General features: G+C 50.1%; 16 protein-coding genes. 4 read left to right on the top strand and 12 right to left on the bottom strand.

Going from position 1 to position 20,752, the window contains the following annotated elements; all coding sequences use genetic code 11:
- Window positions 1-151: 151 nt before the first annotated feature.
- Window positions 152-592, bottom strand: a complete 441-nt coding sequence (dtd, locus tag FS806_RS11355; protein WP_144936057.1) for a D-aminoacyl-tRNA deacylase — start codon at window positions 590-592, stop codon at window positions 152-154.
- Between the two features lie 30 nt (window positions 593-622).
- Window positions 623-2,797, bottom strand: coding sequence for a RelA/SpoT family protein (locus FS806_RS11350; protein WP_144936054.1), 2,175 nt, complete (start codon window positions 2,795-2,797; stop codon window positions 623-625).
- 424 nt (window positions 2,798-3,221) lie between these two features.
- Here FS806_RS11350 and FS806_RS11345 point away from each other — a divergent pair, with 424 nt between their 5' ends.
- Entirely contained in the window at window positions 3,222-3,881 is a 660-nt protein-coding gene (locus FS806_RS11345; RefSeq protein ID WP_186328323.1) for a ThuA domain-containing protein, read from the top strand.
- Between the two features lie 124 nt (window positions 3,882-4,005).
- Complete coding sequence (gene uraA, locus FS806_RS11340; protein WP_144936106.1) at window positions 4,006-5,274, top strand: uracil permease; 1,269 nt, start codon at window positions 4,006-4,008, stop codon at window positions 5,272-5,274.
- 132 nt (window positions 5,275-5,406) lie between these two features.
- Here uraA and FS806_RS11335 read toward each other — a convergent pair whose 3' ends face one another.
- The 4 genes from FS806_RS11335 to FS806_RS11320 form a co-directional block, all read right to left on the bottom strand.
- Complete coding sequence (locus FS806_RS11335; RefSeq protein WP_144936047.1) at window positions 5,407-8,214, bottom strand: ABC transporter permease; 2,808 nt, start codon at window positions 8,212-8,214, stop codon at window positions 5,407-5,409.
- Window positions 8,211-8,900, bottom strand: a complete 690-nt coding sequence (locus FS806_RS11330) for an ABC transporter ATP-binding protein (RefSeq protein WP_144936044.1) — start codon at window positions 8,898-8,900, stop codon at window positions 8,211-8,213. The genes FS806_RS11335 and FS806_RS11330 overlap by 4 nt, the downstream gene beginning before the upstream one ends.
- A 95-nt stretch (window positions 8,901-8,995) precedes the next feature.
- On the bottom strand, window positions 8,996-10,261 hold the full coding sequence (locus FS806_RS11325; RefSeq protein WP_222126640.1) for a sensor histidine kinase: 1,266 nt from the start codon (window positions 10,259-10,261) through the stop codon (window positions 8,996-8,998).
- Between the two features lie 104 nt (window positions 10,262-10,365).
- On the bottom strand, window positions 10,366-11,055 hold the full coding sequence (locus tag FS806_RS11320; RefSeq protein ID WP_144936038.1) for a response regulator: 690 nt from the start codon (window positions 11,053-11,055) through the stop codon (window positions 10,366-10,368).
- A 256-nt stretch (window positions 11,056-11,311) separates the two neighbouring features.
- Between FS806_RS11320 and FS806_RS11315 the strand changes: the two genes are divergently transcribed.
- A complete protein-coding gene (locus FS806_RS11315; RefSeq protein WP_144936035.1) occupies window positions 11,312-12,232 on the top strand; it encodes a c-type cytochrome in 921 nt (306 codons plus the stop codon).
- 114 nt (window positions 12,233-12,346) lie between these two features.
- Here FS806_RS11315 and FS806_RS11310 read toward each other — a convergent pair whose 3' ends face one another.
- From FS806_RS11310 to FS806_RS11285, 6 genes are all read right to left on the bottom strand, one after another.
- A complete protein-coding gene (locus FS806_RS11310) occupies window positions 12,347-12,859 on the bottom strand; it encodes an adenine phosphoribosyltransferase (RefSeq protein ID WP_144936031.1) in 513 nt (170 codons plus the stop codon).
- Window positions 12,860-12,871: 12 nt separating this feature from the next.
- Window positions 12,872-15,298: a single-stranded-DNA-specific exonuclease RecJ gene (recJ, locus tag FS806_RS11305; protein ID WP_144936028.1), complete on the bottom strand. Its 2,427-nt coding sequence runs from the start codon at window positions 15,296-15,298 to the stop codon at window positions 12,872-12,874.
- A gap of 17 nt (window positions 15,299-15,315) precedes the next feature.
- On the bottom strand, window positions 15,316-16,251 hold the full coding sequence (locus tag FS806_RS11300; protein ID WP_144936025.1) for a cation diffusion facilitator family transporter: 936 nt from the start codon (window positions 16,249-16,251) through the stop codon (window positions 15,316-15,318).
- An 82-nt stretch (window positions 16,252-16,333) separates the two neighbouring features.
- The gene (secF, locus tag FS806_RS11295; protein ID WP_144936022.1) at window positions 16,334-17,242 is read right to left on the bottom strand and encodes a protein translocase subunit SecF; all 909 of its coding nucleotides are present in this window, start codon (window positions 17,240-17,242) and stop codon (window positions 16,334-16,336) included.
- Window positions 17,232-18,464, bottom strand: a complete 1,233-nt coding sequence (secD, locus tag FS806_RS11290) for a protein translocase subunit SecD (RefSeq protein ID WP_144936019.1) — start codon at window positions 18,462-18,464, stop codon at window positions 17,232-17,234. Before secD ends, secF begins: the two co-directional genes overlap by 11 nt.
- A 111-nt stretch (window positions 18,465-18,575) precedes the next feature.
- The gene (locus tag FS806_RS11285; RefSeq protein WP_144936016.1) at window positions 18,576-18,833 is read right to left on the bottom strand and encodes a post-transcriptional regulator; all 258 of its coding nucleotides are present in this window, start codon (window positions 18,831-18,833) and stop codon (window positions 18,576-18,578) included.
- A gap of 318 nt (window positions 18,834-19,151) precedes the next feature.
- Between FS806_RS11285 and spoVB the strand changes: the two genes are divergently transcribed.
- Window positions 19,152-20,714, top strand: a complete 1,563-nt coding sequence (gene spoVB, locus FS806_RS11280) for a stage V sporulation protein B (protein WP_260982058.1) — start codon at window positions 19,152-19,154, stop codon at window positions 20,712-20,714.
- Window positions 20,715-20,752 lie beyond the last annotated feature (38 nt).

Below are 20,752 nucleotides of genomic sequence, written 5' to 3'. Positions count from 1 at the left end.
CCAAGGTGTCTAGTGGCTATTATTTCCCTCCGCGGAAACTAATAATCTGCCAAAAAGAGGAGCCTCTTCCCCTGACTATACACCTTCTGCTTGTCCCGAACTTTAGCCTGACCGAGGCCCGTCTGCGCACGGCAATCGAACCTTGTTCTCGTTATTTGCTCTCCAGAATAAGAGTAACCGGCCCCCAATTCACCAGCCGAACATCCATCATTTCGCCGAACCGCCCAGTCGCAACGGTTAGTCCCCGTTCTCTCAACAGCTCGTTAAACCGGTGGTACAGCGGTTCTGCCAGTTCCGGCCTCGCCGCCGCCATGAAATTGGGCCGCTTGCCCTTGCGGCAATCTCCATATAGAGTAAATTGCGAAACCGACAAGATTTGACCCCCTATCTCTTGAACAGACAGGTTCATCTTGCCGCCGTCATCCTCAAATATTCTCAAACCGGCCACTTTATCCGCCAAGTAGCGGGCATCCTCTTCCGTATCCTCGTGGGTGACCCCGACCAGCAGCACGAGCCCCTGCTCGATGCTCCCCGTCAGGCTTCCGTTAATGGTCACACTCGCTTCTTTACTGCGTTGTACTACAATCCTCAACCCTATCCCTCGTTTCCAGTCAATACCGTCTTATGACTGCATGATTCTTTGCACGGAATAGACGTCCTGAATTCGTTTAATCTTCTCGACGACAGAATGGAGATGATCGATATTGCGGATCAGGATCGTCATATGAATCAACGCCATCTTGTTCTTGTCCGAACGGCCGGAGACGGCGGACATCATCGTCTTGCTCTCCGACACGGCCTGCAGCACTTCATTGAGCAAGCCCGGCCGGTCATGTCCTGTTATCTCGATTTCGACACTGTAATTCGCTTCTATCGAATCCGCCCATTCAATCTCAATAATCCGGTTGCCTTCCTCACCGTCCGGTGCCGGAATATTGCTGCAGTCCGAACGATGCACCGACACTCCGCGGCCGCGCGTAATATAGCCGACGATATCGTCTCCCGGAACGGGATTGCAGCAGCGGGCGAAGCGGACCAGCAGGTTGTCCACTCCCTTGACCCGGACTCCGTGGGTGGGACGGCTCTTCTTCTCCGGTGCGGACTTCACTTCCTTGACTTCGTTAGTCAGCTGCAGCGGAGGGATCTCTTCCTTGCGAAGCTTCTCCGTCAGCCGGGTAACGATCTGCGCGGCGGTAATTCCCCCGAAGCCGATCGCGGACAGCATATCCTCTATATCGTTAAAATTAAACTTGGATGCGACCTCCTGCAGCTTGTCATCCGTCATCCATTGGGCCGGATCGATGGCCAGGCGCTTTAACTCCCGTTCGATGGCTTCCCGGCCTTTAATGATGTTCTCTTCCCGCTTCTCCTTCTTGAACCACTGCTTGATCTTGCTCTTCGTATGAGAGGATTGAGCAATCTTGAGCCAATCCTGGCTGGGGCCGTACGAATGCTTGGAGGTCAGAATTTCAACGATATCGCCGTTGTTCAGCTTGTAATCCAGCGGGACGATCCGTCCGTTGATCTTGGCCCCGATCGTCCGGTTCCCGACCTCCGTATGAATTCTGTACGCGAAGTCAAGCGGTACCGAGCCCGCCGGAAGCTCAATGACCTCACCCTTGGGCGTGAACACGAAGACAAGGTCGGTAAAGAAGTCCATCTTCAACGACTCCATGAACTCCGAAGCATCCCGCGTTTCGTTCTGCAGCTCGAGAATTTCACGGAACCAGTTCATCTTCTTGCTGAAGCTGCCGGACGGAACCGCCGAGCCTTCCTTATACGCCCAGTGGGCGGCGATACCATATTCGGATGTGCGGTGCATTTCCCAGGTCCGAATCTGCACTTCCAGCGGCTCCCCCTTGGGTCCGATCACGGTCGTATGCAGGGATTGGTACATGTTGGCCTTGGGCATGGCAATGTAGTCTTTAAACCTGCCGGGCATAGGCTTCCATAAAGTATGAATAATCCCGAGGGTGGCGTAGCAGTCCTTGATATTGTCCACAATCACCCGAATGGCCAGCAGATCATAAATTTCATTGAACTGCTTGCCTCTCGAGGTCATCTTCTTATAAATGCTATAGATATGCTTGGGCCGGCCCGATATGTCGCTTTCGATCCCCATTTCGGACACTTTTTCCTTTATTTTCACAATAACATCCTGAATATATTGCTCCCGCTCGGTTCTCTTCTTCTGCATCAGATTTGCAATCCGGTAGTACTGCTGAGGATTTAGATAACGGAGAGCGATATCCTCCATCTCCCATTTGATCGCAGATATCCCTAACCGGTGGGCAATCGGGCAGAAAATTTCCAGAGTCTCATCGGCAATCCGGCGCTGGGCTTCTTCCGATTGAAACTTAAGAGTCCGCATGTTATGAAGCCTGTCCGCCAGTTTGATAAGAATGACCCGAATATCCTGAGCCATCGCGACGAACATCTTCCGATAATTCTCATTCTGCTGCTCCTGCTTCGATTTAAATTGGATTTTCTCCAGCTTCGTCAAGCCGTCCACCAGCATCGCGCAGGTATCCCCGAACCGTTCGCGCAGCATGTCTAAAGAAACGCTGGTATCTTCCACAACGTCATGCAGCAGAGCAGCGATGATCGAGGTGGCATCCATCTGCATTTTAACCACTATTTCGGCTACTGCGACCGGATGCAGAATATAAGGCTCTCCCGATTTTCTTACCTGACCGTGATGAGCCTGTTCGGCAAACAGATAGGCCTCTTGTATCTTGTTCAGGTCGTTCTCTTTTAAATAGGTTGATGCCTTCTCAAGTAACAGCTCGATCCCCATTCCTAAATCCTTTCCGTTTGATCATTTTTATTCATTATGAACCTCAACAGGGCATCCCGTCAAGAAACGTGTCGAATCGTCCCGTTTTTCATGTCGAGCCATTCCCAAAGCGTACCGCAGACTCCCCGTTGGGCGAATCTGAATTGGGTTCCCGCCATCTATAATTTGTAGTATTATGGGTGGGAGTCATTGGAAAAACGGCTTATCTTCGGCAGTGAACTCGTTCAGCTTAGCTGAACATCGAGTAATCAGATGGAGACTCTACTCCACCTGATTTAGAGCCCACCTATAGAGGTGGGGGGCTTAACCCGATAATACAAACATCGGGATAAAATGTACAAAAAATCCCTTTGCTTGCTTTGATCAGAAATCAACGTAAGCAGCAACGGGCTTTCAAATGATATTTAGGAAGGAAGGTTGTTTTATGGTCAAATGGTTGGCTCTTCTGGAAGACCGTTATCATCCTGCAGAACGATCGCGTCACAGTCTTGAGGCTATATCCCGTTCTATCGAATATGATTTGGAAATTTTGACTCGGGCGGAGGAGTTCCCGTGGGACCGTCTCAAATCTTATGACGGAATTGTGATTGGCCGCGATGCCCTGCTCGTGGAGAACGGCGTGCGGACGGACAAGCTCTGGTGTCCGGAAGAACGCCAGCAGGAGCTTGCCGATTACGTTGCGGCAGGCGGAGGCTTGATTGCCATCCATTCCGGGCTGGCTCAATATCCGAAGGAGGGAACGTACCGCAAGCTGGTCAAGGGGACGTTTACTCATCATCCGCCGGGTACCCGCAAGCTGCTCGTCAAATCCTCTCCATCCGCTAACCATCCGGTAACGGCCGGAGTCAGTGATTGGGAGATAAATGACGAGCAATATTTTATCGATATGGATGGAGATCCCCTGATTTTGGCGGAGCTTATCTCAGAGGAAGGGGAAGCGGCTCCCGCCGCCTGGGCTCATCGCCACGGACAAGGCAAGGTCTGTGTCCTGACCCCCGGCCATACTGCGGAGACATGGGCTCATCCGACGATGGGCCGCCTTATCGCCAATGCTATGAAGTGGGCCGGTCAGCAAGAAACATAAGCGGGATTATACCGGCCAAAAAAACTGATGTCTTTCCGACTTCTTTCTGATAATATTGTCGATGGGCTTTTTTAGTAAACGAAAAAGATTATATAAACAAGGAGGAAGTTTCTTGCAGCAGCACATGATCCGGGTGGACGAGCGTCCGCCTCTGTTGAAAAGCATTCCCCTGAGCCTTCAGCATCTGTTTGCTATGTTCGGCTCTACGGTGCTCGTGCCGATCCTGTTCAAGGTCGATCCGGCTACCATTCTATTGATGAACGGAATAGGCACTCTGCTGTATCTGTTCATTTGCAAGGGACAAATTCCAGCCTATCTGGGCTCCAGCTTTGCTTTCCTGTCCCCTGTATTCGTAGTTCTGAACAACGGGTCTTACGAAATGGCGCTGGGGGGCTTCATTATCACCGGAGTCATCTTCTCGCTTGTCGCCCTTCTCATTCGCAAGGTCGGTACCGGCTGGATCGATGTGGTCTTCCCCCCTGCCGCAATGGGTGCGATTGTGGCCGTTATCGGTCTGGAGCTTGTTCCGACAGCCGCCCGGATGGCCGGGTTGATCAAGCCCGAGGATATTCCATCATCCGCATGGAGCATCGATCCCAAGGTGGTTACCGCTTCAATGGTGACGCTGCTGGTCGCCGTGCTCGGCAACGTTCTCTTTCGCGGCTTCCTGAAGATTATTCCGATTCTGATCGGAATCGTCGTCGGCTATATCGTAGCCTACCGGCTAGGCCTTGTCGATTTCGCTAAAGTTCATGAGGCAAGCTTGATTGCTGCGCCTACATTTTATACCCCCAAGTGGGATTGGGCCAGCATAGCGGTTATCCTGCCCGTATCGCTGGTCGTTATCGCCGAGCACATCGGTCACTTGATTGTTACCGGCAACATCGTAGGCAAAGATTTGACGAAGGATCCGGGACTTGACCGGTCTCTGCTCGGCAACGGCATTTCCACCATCATTTCCGGTTTCGTGGGGTCTACCCCGAATACGACGTATGGGGAAAATATCGGCGTTCTCGCCCTGACCCGCGTCTATTCCGTATTCGTCATCGGCGGTGCGGCGGTATTCGCCATCATCCTGTCCTTCTCGGGCAAGCTGTCCACACTGATCATGACCATCCCCGAACCGGTCATGGGCGGCATTTCCCTGCTGCTGTTCGGAGTTATCGGCGCATCGGGTATCCGGATGCTGGTCGAGTCCAAGGTCGATTATTCGAAGCCGGCCAATCTGATTCTGACCACAATCGTTCTCGTTATCGGAATCAGCGGAGCGGCCTTCCGCTGGGGGAATTTCGAGCTGAAGGGCATGGCGCTTGCTACTATCGTGGCCATACTGCTAAGCTTGTTCCTCCGCTTGCTGGAAGTTCTGAAGCTGTCTAACGACCAGGAAAAGTAATATAAATCACCTAAGCAAAGCTATATTAAATGAACGGACAGGGGCACGCGGCTCCTGTCCGTTTTTCTTTTTTCGTTGGCTTCTTCTCCAAAACCGGCGAGGAATCACTTGATCATCCCGGTACAGTGACCGTTAATCGCTCGCCGAACGAATGGCATCCCCCGGAGACAAGCGTGTGATTTTTCGTGAAGGAGCCAGATTCAGCAGAAGAGCGATCAGCATTAAAGTGCCGATAATGGGCAGGATGATCTCCCATGGATAATCAAATGACAGGGCCGGCGAGGTAGGCGGCTTAGTCAATTCGGCCAATCTTACGATCGTATAACCGCCAATGGAGCCGAACAGGCAGCCATTCAAGAGACCCAGCCAGCTGATCGTTGTTCCTTCCAGCAGCAGCATTTGTCGAATCACTCGGATGCTGAGCCCGATACAGCGCATCATCGCCATGGTTTTGGCTCGCTCCTGAACTGCGCGATATTGAAGGATGGCTAATCCGGCTAAACCGATATTCAAAGTCACCAGGGTCATAAATCCGATGAAAATCCACAGCATTTGGATCATATTCATGTCTTCTCCGGCCTTGGAAATCCCAGGCGAATAGAAGCCTTTGATCCCTTGTGCGGCGAGGCGCTGTTCGATTTTGCGCAGATCGCGAAGATCGTTAGAGGGCAAAGACAACAGAACATACCCTGATTCCTTTAAATACTCCCAACGATATCCATGCTCTTTCAATTGGTCGTAAATTTGCGGATGGACAAACATGACATTATAAAATTCCATCCCCGTAGAAGTATCGGCGAAGCCAATAATGTCGATGTCGATCGTATCGACAACTTTTCGAGGCTTTCCGAAATCAGGAGTGTTAGGTTCTGCCGGTTTATTGTACACGTTAAGCGTCAGATGATCGCCCACGTTCAACTTCCTTGAGAGGGCGGTACTCATCTCGTAGCTGTATTTATGATCCAGAATCACGGCATGGGGGTTATTTAGCACAGCCGCCCAGGCTTCTTCATCAGAAGCGAATGCCGGGGAACGCTGTGACAGCTTGGGCGCCCCATGCGCGAGAAAGGCCTCGCTCGGCACCGTCAAATTCAACTGCTGTAAATCCAGAAAGACATCGTTCGGCTCGAATCCAAGCATATAAGGTTCCATCACCGGCGGATTTTGAGCGGCCTCTGCCAATTCGGGATCCTGCTGTAAACCAGCTAAGATCTGCTGCTTCTCCTGCTCACTATAGTACTTGATATAAGCAGGATAACCGAGAATCGAATACGATTTCTGGCTGATATCCCGATAGTTATGCTGGGTGACGATCAAGATTAGTACTAGGATCATGAAACAGCAGCTAAATAACAGCGTGACAATGAACGTGCGCCGATAATTTCCTGCCGGATAACGGAACGCCAATAGTTGAGCTGCATCTCCTATACCGATCCGGGATAAAAGCGGTTTTAGCCCTTTTTGGATGTAGGGCAGACCCTGAACGACCAAATACAGCATCGATACTGAAGCCCCAAACCATAGCGCTAAGACAGACAACGATCGGTGCGGTACAAATCCTGTATTGGTAGTCATGATCTCCAAACTTTTCCCGCTGAAAAATTGAATAAAGTGGCTGAATACAATAATCGCAGCACAAACCGTCAGCACGATCCGCAGCCCCTTGCGAATCCACTGTCCGCCGCCTGTTTTCTCCGGATCTTGATCTCCCCGCAAAGCAAGCACGATGTTCATTTTGCCCATCCGGTAACAAGCGACGAATGAGATAACTGTTAATAACCCGAGAACCGCAGCGCAAGACAGGGCGATACCGCCCAAAGATACATAAGGCATAATAGGAATTGAGTTTGCACCATAGGCGTAGAGCAGGTCCTGATTAAACCATTCAAACAGACGAATGACGCCGAAGCCCAGCGGTATTCCCAGCACAATACCTACGCCCGTACTTAATAAGTTGATTAATGTCGTTTCGATGAAAAAAATGGCTCTTACTTGTCTGTTTTGAAAGCCGAGCGCACGCAGCAGAGCTAAGGATTCCTTGCGTGAATAGACCAGCATCTGCAGAATTTGGATCATCAGCAAGGCTCCGGCCAAAATAGCGGTTAGGCTGCAAATGATAAAAATAGCCCCATGCCGCTGTTTCATTTTGTTTACCTGGTTTTCATCCGCTACTTTCTGCTCATGCAGATCGAACAACGGCAGCGGGGTCGGAAAGCGTACAGCCGATTGTTCTGCTAATGTATAATCTTCCCGGCCAGCCAGGATAGAGGTGAAGGCTCCGTCAGGAGCTGCGCTTAAATTTCGGGCCTGGCGGATTCCCATAATGAGGGTTCCTTCGGCAGCGAATAGGCCCCTATAACCGGTTATGCCTTCTTCTTTGACGATTTTCTTCACTTGAAAAAGCTTAGAGTTTCCACGTTTATCAGGGATCGCCACCGTATCGCCCTCGACGAGACCGAGTGGCTTCGCAATCGCTTCGGATAGTATAACTTGATCGGCAGACAAAGACAGCTCCCAAAGCGGATGATCGGGATCAAATTCAGCGGCTTGAGCAAAGTCAACTCCTATGGCCAAGTAGCGTAAACCTGTTTGCACGGGCTGCAACTGACCGTCGACTTTGCTGACGCTTGTTTCAAAAATAGCAGCAGGCAGCAGCTGTACATTGTATGGCTGTAACCGTTCGGCGATCGCCTGCACTTCCTCTTGCGTGAAATGTCGGGTTCCTGCCGGAGGCTTCAATTCCCAATCAATCGGACCATAATGCTGTTTCAGCCAGCGGTTTCCACTTTCATCAAACGATTGAAAAAAGACAACGGCTGCCATGATCAATGCAGCTCCGATGCAGCCGCCCAGCACGGTCAGCAGCGTTTGGCGGGGCTGAGTCCACAGGTTCCGCCACGCCATACGCCACACGAGGGAAGGAGTCAGCATGCTTCTCATCGTTCCGCCCCCGCTTCCCCGTGGTCGATGATGCGTCCGTTTTCCATCCGGATCGTCCGGTCCGATTGGGCAGCGATGCTTTTATCATGGGTGACCATGACGATTGTGGTACCCATCGTTTCGTTAATGTGCCGCAGCAGCCCGACAATTTGTTCGGAGGTCTGGCTGTCGAGCGCACCGGTTGGTTCATCGGCCCAGAGGACAACCGGGTCGGAAACGATGGCACGAGCAATGGCAATTCGCTGGTTTTGCCCTCCTGACAATTCGGTTGGGCGAACGTTTAACTTGTCGCCGAGACCGACTTGGGTAAGGGCGATTTTTGCTTTATCGTTCGCTTTCTTTGTCGGCATTCCCTGTCCGATCAGCGGGAGCGCCACATTCTCCAATGCGTTCAATACAGGAATTAAGTGAAAGGATTGAAACACGAATCCGGTCTTGTTCAGACGGAAAGCGGAGCGAGCTTTTTCTGCTGCTCCATACAGATCAAATCCGTCGATAAGGACGGTTCCTTCTGTCGGAAGCTCTATCCCGGAGAGGACATGGAGCAGGGTCGTTTTACCGCAGCCGGACGGTCCGACAATGCTGATCATTTCCCCTCTGGCGATCGATAGATCCACTTCTTTAAGGGCTCGTACCATCGAACCGCCGGAGCCGAATGTTTTTGTGAGTCGGTTTGCTTGAATCATCTTCACACCTCTTTATTGCAATGTAAGTCATAATGTAACAAACCATTATGAAAGAGTGATGGAGGAAATATGAAGATGTTGTGCAGATCGCAGTCTCATGCTTCAGGGTCATGGAAGATAGGAATTTGGATTCGAAAAGTCGTTCCGATATTCCATTTGCTCGTGACGGTAATGGTTCCTTTATGCAGCTCGACAAGCTGCTTAACGATCGGAAGCCCTAGTCCAAGCCCGGTTGACGACCCGTTCGACGCTTCACGGCGTTTCATCGTTCCCCGATAAAAGCGTTCAAATACGTGCGGGAGTTCTTCCTCCTCCATGCCCATCCCATCGTCTGTTACAGTAATCGTACACATCGATGCATCGAAGGATACTCGGATCAGTACCGAAGAGCGCGCATACCTTAATGCATTGCCGATCAAATTGATCAAAATTTGTCTGAAGCGAGTTTCATCGGCATAGATGCGAAAGCTGCCTTCCCCCTGCAGGCCAATCTTGATCCCGCCTGTTTCTTCTGCGTCAATGGCGAATAATTCGATAAGCTCATGAATCATATTTCGCAGCGAAAACCAGGTCGGATAAAGCGGCAGATGGCCGGATTCCGCCAGAGCCAGCTGTTGCAGGTCGGACAGCAGCTTGCTCATGCGATAGATTTCATCCTGCAGCAAAGCTGCCTGCGTCATATCCAGAGGGATTTGCTGGGTTAAACTATGGTCTAATTGCGTTCGCATCACAGATAAAGGTGTTCGCAATTCATGGGCAATATCCGCGACCATCGATTTGCGGATCGTCTCCAGACGATACAGCCGCTGCGAGATTTTGGCGATCTCAGCATCTATCATTTGCATTGTGATTTTCCCGGAATTACGGGTCTGGCTTGTCACGTGTTCCGGGTGCGTTTGAGCCAACGGTGTCAATTGATCGGATAGACGGTGGAGTAATTGAGCTTGGGCCTCATCTTTTTTTCGCAGCATCAGGTAGCTGACCACGAAAATCAACAGGCCGAAAATAAGGGGAATATAGACTAGATGAGGACTCCCGGCGATTTCAGCCGGAAAAGATATTTGATAATAACCGATCACTTCCCGGTCTAACAGTAAAATTTGTCGTTCGTTCAAAATACTGTCCGAATTCGATGACTCGACAGGCCAAACTAATTCGTTATCAGCAGACCATATCTGTAGATTCCCAGTTGTTTCATTCAAAGGAGTTGGCAGTTTCTCCTGTCGTGCTGTTTCCAGCTTTGCTATCACCTGATCCCAATCCCCAAACAGCTCGTAGAGCGAACTAAGGTACGTGCTTGTCTGTACCGTTTGCTGCCGTTTATATGGATCCTCTGTTTTGATCTGGATCCAGGCGGTCACGGCGTAGAGGCTCAAAGCACAGAAAGCCGCCAGGATCATCGCTGTCAGAAGGGAGCCTCTATTTCGTAGTACGAAACTTTTTCTATTTATATTCCTCTGCGGCATCACGGGCAAGCTCCTCCGCCAAACTTGTAGCCGACCCCATAAACGGTAACTATATATTGCGGTTGGGCAGGATCATCTTCAATTTTACGGCGAAGATTGCGGATGTGAGAATCAATAGTCCGTTCGTAACCATAGTATACCTCACCCAACGTTTGATCGATCAATTGCAGACGGCTGAAAACCCGGCCGGGCTGTTCGGCTAAAGTGACCAGGAGTTCAAATTCGGTAGGTGTCAGCGAGATTAATTTGTCATTCTTCTTCACTTCATGCCGAAGAGGATCGATCGTCAGTGATCCGCTCCGCAATACCTTGTCTTCCGCAACGCCGGCAGAGCCGGTTCTCCGCAGAACCGCTTTGATCCTGGCCAGCAGTTCTCTCATTCCAAACGGCTTGGTGATATAATCATCGGCCCCGATCTCAAGCGCAATCACTTTATCCCACTCATCCGTTTTGGCCGTCAGCATAATAACCGGAACTTTGCGTTCTCGTTGAACTTCCCTGCACAAATCCGTTCCGGATAGTCCCGGCAGCATCCAGTCGATCAAGAGCAGGTCATACAATTGTTTGCGAAGCAGTTCTAATGCCGCCTCTGCACTTATCGCATGGGTGACCCGGCACCCCTCCTGGTTCAAGAAAGGAACAACTCTTTCGATCATTTTAACTTCATCTTCGACCCACAATATGTTCATCTCGTTTTATCCCCTCATCCCCGTCAACAATACCATTTTCAATCTCTAAGACGCAGTCTGTCATAACTATTCTCGTTAATACTATTATACCATTTCTGATGATCAGGTTACCGGGCAGTGGCAAATATTGAAAAATTCATGAAAATGGAAGAATCATGTTCCCATTTCAGCACACAATGTGATTTTTCTCACAGTTCAAACAACAGCGTTCCATTATAGTAAGAGTACTATACAACAGGATAAAGGGGAGAGAAGGATGAAAACAAATGTAGCAATTATAATTGGTTTTTTCCTGTTAGGAGCTTTTCTGGTAGGATACAAAATTACCGAGCAGATGAACATTCCGCAGAAGGAAGCGGCCCCCCGCTATGCGGAGCCTTCGGCCCGTGAAATCGCGTTTAACCCGCCCAGCCTCGACGATGTGCCGGACGGACCGGTTGGAGAAGCCATTAAGTATGGACATCAGTTGATTAGCGAAACGGATACGATGCTTCCCGATTACGTCGGCAACAAGTTATCCTGCATCAGCTGCCATGCCGGCGGAGGTCTTGACATTAACAGCTCGCCGTTTGTCGGGGTAACCACCGCATTTCCGCAGTACAGGCCGCGGGAAGGGGTTGTCTTTACACTGGAGGACCGGATTAACGGCTGTATGGTGCGAAGCATGAACGGCAAGGAGCTTCCTTATGACAGTAAAGAAATGCGTGCCATGATGGCGTATTTGACCTACATCTCCGAAGGCATACCGGTTGGAGCGGACCTGCCCTGGAGGATGCAGAACTCGACCGATAATCTTCCTATTCCTAATCTCGAGGACGGGGAGAAGCTATACAAGCAATCCTGTCTCGCTTGTCACGGTGCCGATGGTTCGGGAACAGGCTCCAGTACGGGACCCGCTCTGTGGGGAGACAATTCGTTCAATGACGGCGCCGGATTATCGAGAATGACGAAGCTGGCCGGCTATATTATGAACACGATGCCCAAAGGCCAGGGAGGAACGCTGTCCGATCAGGAGGTATCCAACTTGGCGGCATTTATTTTATCCATGGATCGTCCAGAGTGGAAAGGTCACGATACCGATTGGCCTAACGGCGGTCGCCCCAACGATATTATCAATAAAGAGCTTCGCGAACAGATACGCAACGGAACGATCGATTGGGAGCAAGTATTGAACTAGCTTGGCATCACTTTAAGGCTGATTCTATTCTCACTGAATAGGATCAGCCTTTTTGGTGTGCTGGAAAAACTATCTTCTTCGAAGTTAATTGTCCGTTGCGGTTTCCCGGGAAAACTAATATTGGACAAGTGAAATGACTTCCAGATCTCCCAGCTTCTCTCTTCCATTCAAATAAGTAAGCTCGATTAGGAAGGCCCCTGCCACGATTTCTCCACCTAATTGCTGAATTAAATCTATGGTAGTAGATAACGTTCCGCCGGTAGCCAGCAAATCGTCAGCAATCAACACCTTGCTGCCGGGCTGTATGGCATCTCGATGCATAGCCAGCTTGTCTTTGCCGTATTCCAGCGCATAGCTGGCTTCAATACAGTCTCCGGGCAGTTTGCCGCTCTTGCGGATAGGCACAAAACCAACCCCCAAAGCATAGGCCAACGGCGCACCTATAACAAAACCTCTCGCCTCGGGGCCGGCTACATAATCAATCTCGTAGCGGCTAACCTTTTCTTTCAATGCATCGATCGCCTCTTTGTAAGCCGGCCCGTTCTTGAGCAATGTTGTAATATCCTTGAAGCGAATGCCCGGCTGAGGGAAATCGGGAATGACCCGAATATGCTGCTTGAAATCCATATTGTTCCTCCGTTATCTATTATTTGATTTTTGTTGCGGCAATCGTGAAACAATCCAACGGCTCAATTCCTTCGCGGAGGAATACATCAGCATTTCCTCAATCCGCTGCCGGTCTATATAATTGCTGTAGAGCCTGGAGGATGACAGTTCTCTCTTGGCCGGAGAAGCTACGCACCGGTATCCGGTTCCGTCGCGTTCAACAAAGCTCAATTCTTCAAATACTTTCATAATAAACTGTATTGTGCTTCGCGGCAACCCAGACCTTCTGCTAATATAATCCACCAAAACATTTTCTTCGACCGGTGACTTTGCACGCTGCATTAGCACTGCATACACCTGCTTAAACTGCTCCCTTCCCGGTATCGTTCTCCTTCCGGGGGACGGTTCCTGAAATACGCTGTATACCCTCTGTACCCCTGCTGCTTCGCGCAGCGCCAGCTCCAGCTGGTTCTGCCCCGGAGGCATAGAATAAAGAATCAAGTCCGTAATCTCAGAATACGAATGCTTCAGATCATTATGTATATCAATCCATTGACCCGTGTCTTTAAAGCACCAAATGCTGCTTCCGGATTTCCATTCCGGGGGGAGTCCGGCAAGCTCTTCCTCATCAAATATAACAACAGCCTTATTCCGTTGGTAAGAACCGTGATCGGGTTCCGCAGCCCCTTCCGCAAACAATTCTGCCCATCGGGAATCTGTGCTGCGAATTCCTCTCCAATCAAATACTTGTGGATCGGGTACCCGTAAGTCGTGAATGATGATTTGGGGTTTGCGGATACCGTTCCATTCGTTAACTGACAACTCCCCCAATATATCTATCGATGCAGAGGGTGCGATTCTTTCGGCTAGAGAGCCTTTGCCGAAACCGACCGCTTCGATGGCCGGTACTTGCCTTTCTTCCTGTACCAGAGTCAGCTTCAAATGCTGCTTCTCTCGCCCTATTTTCTTGCAATCCTGCAGTTCCAATTCTTTAATGACTATCCGTGGAGACGGATTGCCCATTCCGAAAGGGGCCATCCTTTCCAACTGCGTGATACCTTCTAACGTCGCATCCTCCAGGCCGCAATGGAAATCGACCTGAATTTCCGGAATTAGATCCTGTTCGGTCAGACAGTCTGCTGCGTACGCCTCCAGCCTGAGCTTAAGCTCAGGAATACGCTCACTCGCGATGGTCATTCCCGCTGCCGCTTGGTGTCCCCCGTAATGCTCAAACAATTCCGAGCAGGAGCTTAACGCCTTATACAGGTCGAATCCGGTTATGGAACGGGCTGAGCCTTTGGCCAGGCCGGTTTCGGGGTCGATTCCCAGTACGATGGTAGGACGATAGTATTTCTCCAGCAGCTTGGAAGCAACAATACCGATTACCCCGGCATTCCAGTTCTCCTTCCAGACCACCAACACTTTATGTCCGGCCAAGTCGGGAGTGTTCTCCAGCATGGCCAATGCCTCTGCCGTCATCTCCTCCACTATTCTTTGCCGTTCCTTGTTTAATTGATCCAACTCGAAAGCCAGGCGGTCAGCTTCTTCCCGGTCATTTGTCGTCAGTAACCGCACCGCATCATCGGCGCTTTCAAGTCTTCCGCTGGCATTGATTCTGGGAGCCAATGAAAAAGCGATATGGCCGGCTGATAGCTCCTTTTTGTCAACACCGGCCGCATCCATCAACGCTGACAACCCCGGATTTGTCGTAGATCGCATGGACTCTATGCCCAGCTTCACCAGGACGCGGTTCTCATCGGTTAGAGGCATCAGATCGGCCACCGTGCCCAAGGCCGCCATCTCCAACAGCTCCTGAGGCAAACGGCCCAACAGAGCATGTGCCAGCTTGAATGCCACCCCTACCCCGGCCAATTGCTTATAGGGATAAGGGCAGCCCGGTTTCTTCGGATTAATGACCGAATAGGCAGGAGGAAGCTTCTCTGGCGGTTCATGGTGATCGGTAACGATCACATCTATTCCAAGAGAAGCCGCATACTCCACCTCCGGCCAGGCGCTGATCCCCGTATCCACTGTAATAATTAGCCCGACTCCGCTTTCCTTGGCTTGATCCAAAGCATTCTTGTTCAAGCCATAGCCTTCATGAATCCGATGGGGGATATAATAGTCGAAGCTGGCCCCCAGCTGTCTCATTAAATGTACCATCAGTGAAGTGCTGCTGACTCCGTCGGCGTCATAATCTCCATAAATACGAATCCATTCCTTGCGGTCCAAGGCACAGCGGATTCTCTCCACAGCTTCCCGCATCCCGTCCATCAAATACGGATCATAGATCTGGTCCGCATCCGCCTGCAAAAATCTTCGAACCTCTTCCACGTCAGACATTCCTCGGGCAACAAGCAGCTTCGCCAGCAGCGGGGACAGATTTAGCTGCTCAATGAGCCGTGCAGCCGCTGTATTATCAACTTCCTTAATTTTCCATCTCGCTCTCGAAGCAAGCATCCTATCCTCCCCCTTTCCTAATGAAGCAGCGTTCTGTTCTCCAGATCATGTTCCATGGCATTCCGATAAGGGTATCCCCCGTCATACGGCTGTACATTAACCGACACATCGGCAATATGCATAAACCGCTTCATTAGATGATGCTTGACCAATCTGGCAATGTCATTGCCTTCCGACACTGAAATCTGCGGGTTAACGCTCACCTGCAGCTCGACCAGAACAAAATGGCCTTGCTCATAAGCCTTTAAATCATCTACTGCTATAACCCCTTTGACCCGTTGGGCCGTGCGAATAAGCTCCTCCACATCTTCCTGTTCCAAAGCTTGGTCTCCGGCGGCGGGCCTGGCATCGTACAGCAGCCGATAACCGGATCGGAGCACGAGAAGCGTGATCGCGATGGCCGCTAACGGGTCCATTATACCAATCAGCGGAAGAGGCAGCCATCCACTGCCCCAGGCTCCTGCCGAGCCGATCAGAGCCATCAGCGAGCCCGCATACGATAATTTATGATCCCATTTATTACTATGCATGGATCGCAGCTCTTTACGTTCACCGCCGTTTCTCGACCAGCCCGCAATCCCTTGTAAAATTATGGACAGCATAACCATCGGCAGCGCAAACCATTGGACAGGTAAATAGCTGCCTTGTTGGAGCTTGCTTACGGTACTCCACCCAAGCTCTATCCCGGCAACAAGCAGTATGGCCCCGGCCACGACTATCCACGCACGGCTTGCTTTCCTCCGCTTGCTGCCCCCTCGGAGACGGTCCTCCTGCAGACGCGCGAGAGCAGCCAAATTTCGGATCCCATAAGAAGCGGTGTGTAAGGCTTCGGCTATTAAAGCCGAGCTGTTGGCTAACCACCCGACGATGCCCTTGGCCAAAGCGAGCAGCAGGTTTCCGGCAATTCGGATGAAAGCAGCCAGTTCCGCCTTGACATACGGATGATGAGACATAGTTGCACCTCTCTTGGGAAATAGTATTGAAGACAAATGCCGCGGGACAAGTCTCGCGGCATTTAAAGCAAAGTCCTGTTACTTAAACTTCGTTCTTGGCGGCAGCTACTTTTTTAGTTGTTCCTGGCCACTTCGTTTTTAACAGCAGCCATAGAGGACTTGCTATGAAAATCGAGGAATAGGCCCCGATTGCCAATCCTAGAACAATGGCTAACGAGAAGTAACGGATCGACTCGCTTCCCAAGACAAACAGAAGCACGGCTGCGATCAGTACAGTTACTACCGTATTGATGGATCTGGTCATCGTCTGCCAGATACTGCGGTTGACCAATTCGGACAGATCACTGAAGGATTTGATCTTAGCAAACCTCAGATTCTCACGAATCCGGTCAAAGATAACAATCGTATCGTTAATGGAATAACCAATGATGGTCAAAATTGCCGCAACAAACGGTAGATTTATTTCCCAACGGAAGATGGAAAACAGGGTGATTACGAAGAAAGCGTCGTGCAGCAAAGAAACGATCGCGGCAATGCCGAACCTCCACTCGAAACGGAAAGCGACATAAATAATAATCCCCAAGCTCGCAAGCAGTACGGCATAAACGGCTTTAAGCGCGAGCTCGTTAGCCAGCTCTACATCGACGGTGTTTTCCTCCTTGTTGACCCCCTCCCCATAGACAGCGTGAAATCCTGCCATGATTTGTTCCACCTCTTGTTGAGTCAGCACTTTATCAAACCGGGCCGAAGCCGTCGTCCCGCCTACCGTAGGATTTATATCATATCCGGCCTCTTTGAAAATTTGCTCAACCCGCTCCTTCTCCATCGGCTGAGGGCTTGTAATATCAAGAGTAGTCCCCGCTTTAAAGTCGACTCCTCGATTCAAGCCAAACACAAGGAGTGCCACAATACCGATGATCGTTACTATAATCGAGAAAGCAAAAAACTTCTTCCGATGCTTGACGAAATCGAAATGGACATTATAATGCACGGATTTCCGCCTCCTTTACGCCGAAATACCCCGGTTTCTTAACGGCATTAGAGCGGATCAGCAGGTGCAGCAGCAAACGTGAGAAGAACACGTTCGTAATAATACTGATTAGAATACTGAAAATCAGTGTCAGCGCAAACCCTTGGATGGCTCCAGTTCCGAGAAAATATAACACAGCACCGGCCAATATGGTAGTAATATTCGCATCCATAATAGTCCGGAAGGAATTTTTCGAACCTGCGCGGAGAGAAGACAGGACGCTCTTGCCGCTTCTCATCTCTTCCTTGATCCGTTCATACGTAATAATGTTGGCATCCACGGCCATCCCTACCCCGAGAACGAAGGCTGCTATCCCCGGAAGCGTTAATGTGGCGTTCATCAGAACAAACACCAGCAGCAGCAGCCAGGTAAAAGATATCAGCGTGATCGAAGCGATAATGCCCGGTACCCGGTAGAAGATGATCATGAACAAAATAATAAGAACAAAGGCGATCAGACCGGCCTTGACTGTCTGCTCCAACGAAAGCTGGCCGAGGGTGGCGCCTACACTCTGAGTATATTTCTCCGTCAAATTCAACGGCAGGGCGCCAAGGTTAATCGTATCCGCCAGATTTTTGGCTTCATCGTAGGTAAAATGACCGGTAATCGTTGCTTTGTCGCTGTTGATGACATAATTTACCCTGGGGTTGGAGATCATCTGATCATCCAGGTAAATGCCCAGATTTTGGCCAATCAGCTTTCCTGTCACTTGTGCAAACTTCTCGGCATTCTTTAATTCAATAGAGACGATAGGCGTCGTTCCGTTCTCATATTCCACCTTGGCTTTGCCCGGTTTGAAATCGGTCCCGTCCAGCTCTATATTGCCGTCCGGGCCGCGGAAAGTCAGAACGGCCGGCTTCTTAAGCATCTCCCGAACTTTAGCCTCATCGGTAACTCCGGCAATTCTTACGCGAATCCGGTCTTTCCCCTCAGGAGTAATCTCCGGCTCGGCAATTCCTTGAGCATTGACCCTCTTCTCCAAACTTTTTGCTGTTTCTCTTAATGCATCCTGGGTTACCTCCCCTTCTCCATGAGCCGGAGTGGCAACGTACAAAATTTCAAATCCGCCCCTCAGATCGAGGCCCAGTCTAACTTTGCTCAGCAATTGCGGGCTCGTCCAGGTGATCACGCCAAGTGTAATGACGACGAGCAAAACAAATGCGGCCATTCTCTTGCCATCCATATACTGAAAGTCTCCCTTCCATACTCAATATTGCTATTATACTAACCATAAAAAAACGAGTCAATTTGCTATAAATAGCAAAAGCCTCATTCTAACCAAAAAAACCCGTTCCTAGAACGGGGCGCCCTTGAAAGCCTGCATTGTCATCCAGTTCATAAATTGGGGAACACTAAGTGACAAGATGTCATTAACCAGTTGATGAAGAGGAGGATGCCCCTTGTGACGGTATTTGTCGTTAAAATAATTCCTTATCTCCCGCTCGCTAACCTGTTCGTATCCTATGACCGCAAATTCCTCCGCTTTCATGCGACATAAATGCAGTATCACTTCCTCCAGTTCTTCCGTCGTAAATGATCGTTCGTGATCCATCGGCCTTCCCCTCCCCAAGGAGTTGTTGCTGACCCTGCCTAAATCAGGTGATACCAGACTATATCCGCAGATTATCCCAATAGTCCTACATCTTCTAAAAGAATAACGCTGGAAAATGGAGAAACTCTACTTCCTCAGCCCTTCGGCCGCCCCCTAATTGATATTACAATCGGCGATCCTCTAGAATATTCTGCGTCCAACGGCTTAATCCTGCCAAGGTTATTATTTTTCTGCTTCGATTTAAGCATGAGCTTGGCCACCTTCTGCATATCCATTATTTAAGACAACCTGCGGGTTAACGGGAAGAGGGGACATAATTTGGGAAAGTATAAGCAATCGTTTATTCAAGGGGCAATGATTCTGCTGGCTGCCGGCATTATCAATCGGCTTCTCGGTTTCCTGCCCCGGATTACATTGCCGCGTGTTATTGGCGCGGAGGGGGTTGGCCTTTATCAGATGGGATGGCCCTTCCTCAGTGTCGTGTTGACCATTACGACGGGCGGAATCCCTCTTGCCATTGCCAAGCTGGTCGCCGAAGCGGAATCCCAAGGCAATGAAAGGAGAGCCCGGCAGGTTCTCCATCTATCTCTGGCCGTCATCATCAGCCTGAGTCTGCTTTTCACGCTGCTTATCGTCATCTCCTCGCGCTGGATAACCACTCATTTGTTTACCGATTCACGTGTATATTATACTTTCTTATGCATGAGTCCGATTATTCCGATCGTCGGTATCTCGTCGGTTTACCGCGGTTATTTCCAGGGAAGGCAGAACATGATCCCTACAGCGGTTTCCCAGACTTTCGAAACGCTCGTCCGCATTGTTACAATGCTCCTCTGTTCCTATGTGATGCTTCCTTATGGAATAGAGTTTGCCGCGGCGGGAGCTATGTTCGGCGTCCTGATCGGAGAAATTTCCGGACTTGCCATTCTATTGTACCAATATAGCGTTACACGTAAAAAGTACAATGTTTACCAATCCGCCAAAATCGGTTCCGGAAACGGGGGCAGGCTGGATACTTTAAAAAAGATTTTTCATATTTCCGTTCCGGTTACCGGAAGCCGGCTTGTCGGCTCTTCCTCCTACTTCCTGGAGTCCATTCTGATCATCCAAAGCTTGGCGGTTGCGGGAGTGGCCACCGCCGTGGCCACTTCACAATACGGGGCTCTGCAGGGCATGATCCTGCCAATTCTAATGCTCCCGAGTGCCCTGACTTATTCCCTTTCGGTCTCGCTCATTCCATCTTTATCTGAGGCTGCCGCACGCAAGGATATGCGCACGATTCATAAAAGGCTGCACCAATCGCTGCGGCTTGCGCTGGTTTCAGGAGCTCCTTTTGCCGTCATTATGTATGTGCTGGCTGACCCTATTACTTACTACTTGTACAATCAAAGCGATATCGGCGTCATGTTGAAAATGCTTGCGCCTGTTGCGCTGATTATGTATTTAAAAGGGCCTCTTGAGGCCACCCTGCAAGCTCTGAATCGACCCGGGATTGCTCTTAGAAACACATTGGTCGGCGCAATTATCAAGCTATTTCTGATTTATTGGCTGGCTTCAAAACCAAATTTCGGCATACTCGGAGCCATTATGGCAATCAATATCCACACGATTGTTGTAGCTTGGTTAAACTGGTCGAGCGTATCCAGAATGCTGAAGTTTTCGATGAACGCGGCCGACTTTTTTAAAGTCGTTGTCGCGATGGGGATTACCGGCTTAGGCTCCTATGCGGTGATGAACTCCAATTGGATACAGCAGCCCTTTCCGAGATTTATCTATGCCTGTCTGCTGGGATTCACTATCTATCTCGTCTGTATAACCATACTTAAAATAGTAGACCGCAATGATTTGAGGAGGGTTCCCTGGATCGGCAAAAAGCTGTAACAACATGACGATCAATGACGAAACATCGCCCCCTTTTA

Source organism: Paenibacillus sp. 32O-W (assembly GCF_007679495.1).
In the GTDB taxonomy this organism is placed as follows: Bacteria; Bacillota; Bacilli; order Paenibacillales; family NBRC-103111; genus Paenibacillus_L; species Paenibacillus_L residui.
The sequence above is the reverse complement of the archived record's forward strand: the minus strand, read 5'-3'. Positions and strand labels throughout refer to the sequence as shown.